Below are 6,609 nucleotides of genomic sequence, written 5' to 3' on the forward strand. Positions count from 1 at the left end.
CCTATCTCTGCTGCTCGAGCGGCGGCAATTCGCCGTCGCAGAAATTGCCGACCGGCCCCGGCTATCAGGTGCATCTGGCGGAAGCCGTGCGCAAGGGCGCCGGCATTCCGACCCGCGCGGTCGGCCTGATCGACGATCCCCAGCAGGCCGAGGCTGTTATCGCCGAAGGCCGTGCCGACATGGTGGCACTGGCGCGCGCCTTCCTCGCCGATCCGCGCTGGGGCTGGCGCGCGGCCGCCACATTCAAGGAAAAGATCCATCCGGCGCCGCAGCTCGCCCGCTCGGTAACGACGATGGAGCACTGGATGAAGGCGGCGGGCTGAACCGGTCGCCCCAAATCCCGCCCAGGCCGTGTTGCCACAGCCCGCTTCAAATCTGGCGGCAACCTGTTACGCTGGATGAGGCTGCGGGGCGCGGCCGGACTTGGGAGGAGATCATGTCGTTCAGGGCGTTTTTGTCGGCTGCGATGCTTGTGACTGTCGCCGGGTTTTGGCTCGGGGCATCGACGCCGAGCGTGGCGCAATATTGCGAGGGGACGGTGCACGGGCTGTCGGGCCGCTACAATCTGGCGACCGGCAGCGGCTTTCTCGCCGTGCGGACACGGCCAAATTCGTCATCGCGGATGATCGGCCAGCTGTTCAATGGCGATCACACCGAAATCTTCGGCCGGCGCGGCAACTGGTATCAGGTCGAAATCGGCGGGACCACCGGCTGGGCGAACGCACGCTGGCTGCGCAACGACTGCGGCTACTGAGACGCCGAAACATGTCACCCAAAAAGCGTGTCGCAGAACGCGACGCGACTTTTGGGCGCAGGTTCCGGGCCACTTTTGCAACCAAATTGGCTGCTTTGCGTTGCGGCCATGATGGACAACAAGCCTTTTGAAACGCCGGTGGTGGTCGAACTCGGTCATGTCGGCAAATATCGCCATATTCGCAGCACCCAGGAAGCGGCGGAGTGCCTCATGACCGTCTGGCCTCTCAATCGCGGCCCGCGTCATCGTGATGCCCTCGACACTTGCCTCAAAGTGCTGGAAGGTTATCGTTCGACAGCGGAAGCGCGACGGGCATTGATCGAAGCCGCCAGGGAATCGGAAGTGCTGGTGCCCGACGACAGGCTATCCGACGACCGGCTGCATTGAGCGGGCGGACCTTTCAACCGGAGGTTTTTATGGCGAAGCTGACTTACAAGATCGTCGAGCATGACGGCGGCTGGGCCTACAAGGTCGGTTCGACCTTCTCGGAGACATTTCCCACCCATCAGGATGCGTTGCGCGCCGCCGAGATTGCCTCGGCCGAGCAGCAGGTGGCAGGCGCGACGGACGGCATCCAGTATGAGGATGCCGACGGCAAATGGCACGAGGAACTGGCCGACGGCCGTGACCGCCCGCAGACCGAAGTGTCCGACTAGACTTCCGTAGAGGGGAAATCGCCGCAGATTGAGGCAGGGCGCCGGCCGCGGACGTCAGGAGAGATGACGCCCTACGGTCGACGGCTGCCTGGCGGCAGTACTATTTGCCGCAGTATTGGTCGTTCACGTTGCCCTGGGCATTCGCGTCGGGGCCAGCCGTGCTGTCGGCACAGGGGCCTGCCGGGCCCGCATTGCCAAGCGTGTCCAGCCCAGATCGGTCGCCATTGATGCTTCCGGTCGTGTTCTGGTCGACGCCGGAAGATTGTGAGTTGCCGAACGGCCACCAGTTGTGGTTGTTCGAGTATGCGCCGTCGGACGATTGCGCCATCGCCGATGTGGCGAGGCCGATCGTCAGAACCGATGCTGCAAGAAGTTTCCTGTACATTGCATTACTCCGTGTCTTGGTCGCCTTGGGTGCGACACGGGGTAAACCCGGCAGTCAGCCGGTTGGTTCATTGAAATTGTCGTGAGGCTGTGGTGATGGAAAAGCGCGGGCGGCAATCCGCTCGATGAAGCCAATCACCCGCTTGGGCTCGACGAACTGCGGCATATGGCCGACACCGTCGACAGGCTCGAAATCGAGCCCTGCGATCTTGCCTCGCATGGGCTCGCCATGGATGCGGATGTCGATGACGCGGTCGGCGGTTCCGAAGAGGATGCCGGCCGGCATGACAATCTCGCCATAGCGCTGTTCGATGCCGCCGAAATCCTGTTCGACGGACACGACATCGGCTGATGTCGCCTGGAAATGGGCAGGCTGCAGCCCGAGCCAGCCGCCGCCGTCAACCATATAGTCCTCGGGAAAGGCCTGCGGCGCGAAGATGAATTCCATTGTCGGCCGTGCATAGCGCAAGCTCAGGGGTATAGCCACGGTATAGGCCATGATCCAGCGCTTCAGGCGCGACGGGATATAGAGCAGCTCAAATCTTTGCCGCGCCCTGGTTTCCAGATGCGTCAGCGGCGCGAGCAAGGCGATGCCCGAAATTGCCTCGGGATGTTCCACGGCCAGGGTCAAAGTGACGGCGCCGCCCAGCGAGTGGCCAACCACCAGCGGCCTTTCCAGCTCCAATTTTTCGATGAAGCGGCGCACCAGGGCCGCCTGTTCAGGCAAGCGGCCAGTGGCACCGTTCGCGCGCGTCGAATAGCCTGATCCCGGACGATCGAGCGCGATCAGCCGATAGCCTGGGCCGAACTGTCCGAACAGCGTGTGCCGGAAGTGATGAAGTTGCGCGCCAAGCCCATGCAGGAAGACGATCGGCCGCCCCTCGCCCACATCGACATAGTGGATACGGTTGCCGTCGATCTCGATGAATTTTCCGACCGGCGGCACCAGCCTTTGCGCCTTCGACGCGATCCATAGCGTCGCCAGCACCAGGCAGGCGATTCCCAAGACCGCCAGCAGGAACAGCAGGCCCAGCAGCCACGACAGGGTCGATATCAGCATTGTTCACCCGGACCGGAACCCGTTTGAGCTTACCCGCATCCGGTCATGCTGCAACCGGGCATCGTCCAGGCCCTCGGATGTTCACCGCCGAGGTGGCATTGCCGATAGCCACGCGCCGCGCTATTTCAGGCGACCCGTCCTGCCGGAGCCCTCCATGACCGACATCGTTACCGCCGCCATGCTCGTCATTGGCGATGAGATTCTCTCCGGCCGCACCAAGGACAAGAACATCGGCCACCTCGCCGACATCATGACGGCCGTCGGCATCGACCTGAAGGAGGTGCGCATCGTTCCCGACGAGGAAGCGGAGATCGTCGCGGCGGTGAATGCCGTGCGTGCGCGCTACACCTATGTGTTCACCACCGGCGGCATCGGCCCGACCCATGACGACATCACTGCCGATTCCATTGCCAAGGCATTCGGCGTGCCCTGCGAATACGATGCCAAGGCCTATGCGCTGCTGGAGGCAAGTTATGCGGCGCGCGGCATCGAATACACCGAGGCACGCAAGCGCATGGCGCGGATGCCGCGCGGCGCCGACCATATCGATAACCCGGTGTCCGTGGCGCCCGGCTTTCGCATCGGCAACGTCCACGTCATGGCCGGCGTGCCCTCGATCTTCCAGGCCATGCTCGACAACGTCGTGCCGACGCTGAAGACCGGCACGAAGATGCTGTCGGCGACGGTGCACTGTCCATTCGGCGAAGGCCTTGTCGGCGGGCCGTTGGGTGAGATCCAGAAAGCGCATCCGGATACGATCATCGGGTCCTATCCAAAGTATGGCGACGGTAAGTTCTGGACCGAATTGGTCGTTCGCGCCCGCAGCCAGGAGGCCCTCGACGCCGCGCGCGCCGATGTCGAGGCAATGGTGGCGGGTTTCGTCGCCACGGCGAGGTGAGCCGGTTCTGGCCGGAACCAAGCATGGCGCGCCGGCGTTGCTTTCCCGCGAGTTCGAACACTCGCCAGATTGAGGGACCACCATGCGCTTCAGGACCATCGTTGCCATTCTGCAGAACGAGCAGGACGCCGAGCGCGTGCTCGACTGCGCCATTCCGCTCGCCAGCCGCTTCCAGAGCCACCTGATCGGCATTCATGCCGAGGCGCTTCCGGTGCCCTACACGTCGGCGACCGGCTTTCCCGATACCGAGTTCCTGCAGGTCTCGGCCGACATGAGCCGGGAGCGGGCCGACAAGCTGCAGGCCGTCTTCCTCAGGCGCATCGAGGATTCCGGCCTCTCCTTCGAGTGGCGCAGCCTGGAGAGCTTCTCCGGTGACAGCGCGTTGACCGGCATTTCCAGCGTGCGCGCCGCCGATCTTGTCATTGCTGCCCAGCGCGAAACCGGCGGCGATCCGAGCGCCGATGTCGACACGCTGGTCTATGACGCCGGCCGGCCGGTGCTGGTCGTGCCAAGCGGGGGTCCGCTGGTCACGACGTTCAAACGCGTGCTGCTCGCCTGGAACGGCAGCAAGGAGGCCGCCCGCGCCGCCTTCGACGCCCTCCCCTTCATCATCGAGGCCGAGAAGACCGACATATTGGTCATCGATCCGCCCGATGCGTTCGACGAAAGCCCGGAGGCAGCCGGCGCCGAAATCGCGTCGGCGCTGTCACGCCACGGCGCCAATGTCAGCGTCTCGGTACAGAAATCGGGCGGCACCTCGGTCGACGACATGATACAGAACCGGGTCGCCGAAACCGGCGCTGATCTGCTGGTGCTCGGAGCCTACAGTCACTCCTGGCTGCGCCAGCTGCTGTTCGGCGGTGTGACGCGCACGGTGCTGCGCACGGCACAGGTGGCGGCCTTCCTGTCGCGATAAGTCCACAGCCATCGCGGTAGGCCGCCCTTGCCAAGGCCGAGGCTTTCCAGTTAATTCCGCGCGCATTCCCCTGTTTTTGTGCACGCGGTCTTCGCGTGCCCGCGGAGTGCGCGAAAAATGTCCCTTCCCGAAAAAGCCTTCCCGGTCTCCTGGGACCAGTTCCATCGTGACGCCCGCGCGCTTTCCTGGCGGCTTTCAGGCGCCAACAAGGGGCAATGGAAAGCGATCGTCTGCATCACACGCGGTGGGCTGGTTCCGGCGGCCATCATCGCGCGCGAGCTCGGCATCCGCATCATTGAGACGGTCTGTGTCGCTTCCTACCACGACTACACCAGCCAGGGGCAATTGCAGGTGCTGAAGGAGATTACGCCGGCACTGCTCGCCGACGACGGCGCCGGCGTGCTGATCATCGACGACCTGACCGACACCGGCAAGACCGCCGGCATCGTGCGCGCGATGATGCCCAAGGCGCATTTCGCCACCGTCTACGCCAAGCCGAAGGGCCGGCCGCTGGTCGATACTTTCGTCACCGAGGTCAGTCAGGATACCTGGATCTATTTCCCCTGGGACATGGGCTTCACCTACCAGAAGCCGATCGCCGACGACCACGCCGGCTGATTCGCGGCACGCCGTTTTTTTCCAACTTAAGTCGCCACCGACAGCAATATTTGCTTCCGCGGACGGCTCCCCGGGGGAGGATATCCTGTGGAATCGACCTCTATTGGCGGGAATCGGCCAGCCTGATCAAAGTTTTTACTTTTATTGGTCAGAATTAGCCGTAAGATTCGTAAGGCGGCAAACGATTCTGGAGGCTGGGGCTAGCTTCTCCGATGTTGACAAGGGCACCGACGAACAACCATCTGGGCGAAAGGGTCCGGCGACTCTTCGGCACCGCGCCGTGCCGTCTGCAGGTTGCCGCGCTGCCCTGGCGCGATACCGGGAATGGCGTCGAGATCATGCTGATCACCAGCCGCGACACCGGCCGCTGGGTGTTGCCGAAGGGCTGGCCGGAAGCCAAGGAACCGCTCTGCGAGGCGGCGGCGCGCGAAGCCGGCGAGGAAGCCGGATTGCGCGGAACCGTCTCGCATCTCGAAGCCGGCCGTTACTTCTATGCCAAGGTTCTGGCTTCGGGTGAAGAAGTGCCTTGCGAGGTGCTGGTGTTTCCGCTGCACGTCGACAAGATCGCCGACCGCTGGAAGGAAAAACACTCCCGCACCCGCAGATGGGTCAATTGCAGCGAAGCCGTGCGCATGATCAATGAGCCGGACCTTTGCCAGATCATCGCCTATTTCTGCGCCGACCCGCACAAATTCTCCTAGAGGATCTGCTCCTTCTCAAGGGCATATTCACAACCCTTTGATGTGTCGAGCATGAAAGGTTTGCTAATCCTTCTTCGCTAAGAATCGACCAACCTGGCGTTTGATCGATGGCGAATCCTATAGACCCACTTCAGCAGCATACCGGCGAGCCCGAGCGCGAGCACCGTCCGCGCGTGCTCAAGGGCGGAACGGTCATCACCGGGATTCAAAACTCGGAAATCGCCGTGATGCTGCGCAACCAGCATGCGGGCGGCGCCGAATTGAAAATACCGATCGAGGCGCGGGTGCCCGATCGTTTCCTGCTTTATGTGCCGCTCGACGGCGTCGCCTATCGCTGCGAGGTCCGCTGGCGCCGCAACGACCGGATCGGCGTACAGTTCACCGGCACCGAGCCGAAGCCGAAGCTGCATTACGGCTGATATCTGGCAGGTCGGCCCTACGGGCTTTGCGAGGCGCGCCGGATTTGTTCACGACGGACGCCTCCAGGCGCTCAAAGGCCGTAGATCCACCGCTCGAAACGGCAACCGCGGCGGGGCATCTCTATCCCCGTTATCCACATGTGTGACACACAAGATGTTGGGGTCACAAAAGCTACGCAAACGAATCCTTGACGGCGCAAAAC

General features: G+C 63.1%; 11 protein-coding genes. 9 read left to right on the top strand and 2 right to left on the bottom strand.

Features of this window, described 5'->3' with window-relative positions; translation table 11 throughout:
* From C1D09_RS04960 to C1D09_RS04975, 4 genes are all read left to right on the top strand, one after another.
* Positions 1 to 323 (top strand): beta/alpha barrel domain-containing protein (locus C1D09_RS04960; protein ID WP_484177370.1); only part of this gene is annotated, 323 nt, incomplete at its 5' end.
* A gap of 113 nt (positions 324 to 436) precedes the next feature.
* Complete coding sequence (locus tag C1D09_RS04965; RefSeq protein WP_143973262.1) at positions 437 to 754, top strand: SH3 domain-containing protein; 318 nt, start codon at positions 437 to 439, stop codon at positions 752 to 754.
* 108 nt (positions 755 to 862) lie between these two features.
* Positions 863 to 1,141: a DUF982 domain-containing protein gene (locus C1D09_RS04970; protein WP_019857850.1), complete on the top strand. Its 279-nt coding sequence runs from the start codon at positions 863 to 865 to the stop codon at positions 1,139 to 1,141.
* A gap of 29 nt (positions 1,142 to 1,170) precedes the next feature.
* Entirely contained in the window at positions 1,171 to 1,410 is a 240-nt protein-coding gene (locus C1D09_RS04975) for a DUF2188 domain-containing protein (protein ID WP_019857848.1), read from the top strand.
* A gap of 100 nt (positions 1,411 to 1,510) precedes the next feature.
* Here the strand turns inward: C1D09_RS04975 and C1D09_RS04980 are convergent, their stop codons facing one another.
* Both C1D09_RS04980 and C1D09_RS04985 read right to left on the bottom strand, forming a co-directional pair.
* Positions 1,511 to 1,795, bottom strand: a complete 285-nt coding sequence (locus C1D09_RS04980; protein ID WP_143973263.1) for a hypothetical protein — start codon at positions 1,793 to 1,795, stop codon at positions 1,511 to 1,513.
* 54 nt (positions 1,796 to 1,849) lie between these two features.
* Positions 1,850 to 2,854, bottom strand: a complete 1,005-nt coding sequence (locus tag C1D09_RS04985) for an alpha/beta fold hydrolase (RefSeq protein ID WP_143973264.1) — start codon at positions 2,852 to 2,854, stop codon at positions 1,850 to 1,852.
* A 154-nt stretch (positions 2,855 to 3,008) separates the two neighbouring features.
* Here C1D09_RS04985 and C1D09_RS04990 point away from each other — a divergent pair, with 154 nt between their 5' ends.
* The 5 genes from C1D09_RS04990 (at position 3,009) to C1D09_RS05010 (ending at position 6,406) form a co-directional block, all read left to right on the top strand.
* On the top strand, positions 3,009 to 3,752 hold the full coding sequence (locus C1D09_RS04990; RefSeq protein WP_143973265.1) for a competence/damage-inducible protein A: 744 nt from the start codon (positions 3,009 to 3,011) through the stop codon (positions 3,750 to 3,752).
* Between the two features lie 82 nt (positions 3,753 to 3,834).
* Complete coding sequence (locus C1D09_RS04995; RefSeq protein ID WP_143973266.1) at positions 3,835 to 4,668, top strand: universal stress protein; 834 nt, start codon at positions 3,835 to 3,837, stop codon at positions 4,666 to 4,668.
* A gap of 117 nt (positions 4,669 to 4,785) precedes the next feature.
* Positions 4,786 to 5,286: a xanthine phosphoribosyltransferase gene (gene gpt, locus C1D09_RS05000; protein ID WP_095770312.1), complete on the top strand. Its 501-nt coding sequence runs from the start codon at positions 4,786 to 4,788 to the stop codon at positions 5,284 to 5,286.
* A gap of 212 nt (positions 5,287 to 5,498) precedes the next feature.
* Positions 5,499 to 5,987 carry an NUDIX hydrolase gene (locus tag C1D09_RS05005; RefSeq protein WP_143973267.1) on the top strand — a complete coding sequence of 163 codons (489 nt, stop codon included), beginning with the start codon at positions 5,499 to 5,501 and terminating at the stop codon, positions 5,985 to 5,987.
* 107 nt (positions 5,988 to 6,094) lie between these two features.
* Positions 6,095 to 6,406 carry a PilZ domain-containing protein gene (locus tag C1D09_RS05010; RefSeq protein WP_143973268.1) on the top strand — a complete coding sequence of 104 codons (312 nt, stop codon included), beginning with the start codon at positions 6,095 to 6,097 and terminating at the stop codon, positions 6,404 to 6,406.
* Positions 6,407 to 6,609 lie beyond the last annotated feature (203 nt).

It is taken from the genome of Mesorhizobium intechi, assembly GCF_002879535.1.
Classification (GTDB): domain Bacteria; phylum Pseudomonadota; class Alphaproteobacteria; order Rhizobiales; family Rhizobiaceae; genus Mesorhizobium; species Mesorhizobium intechi.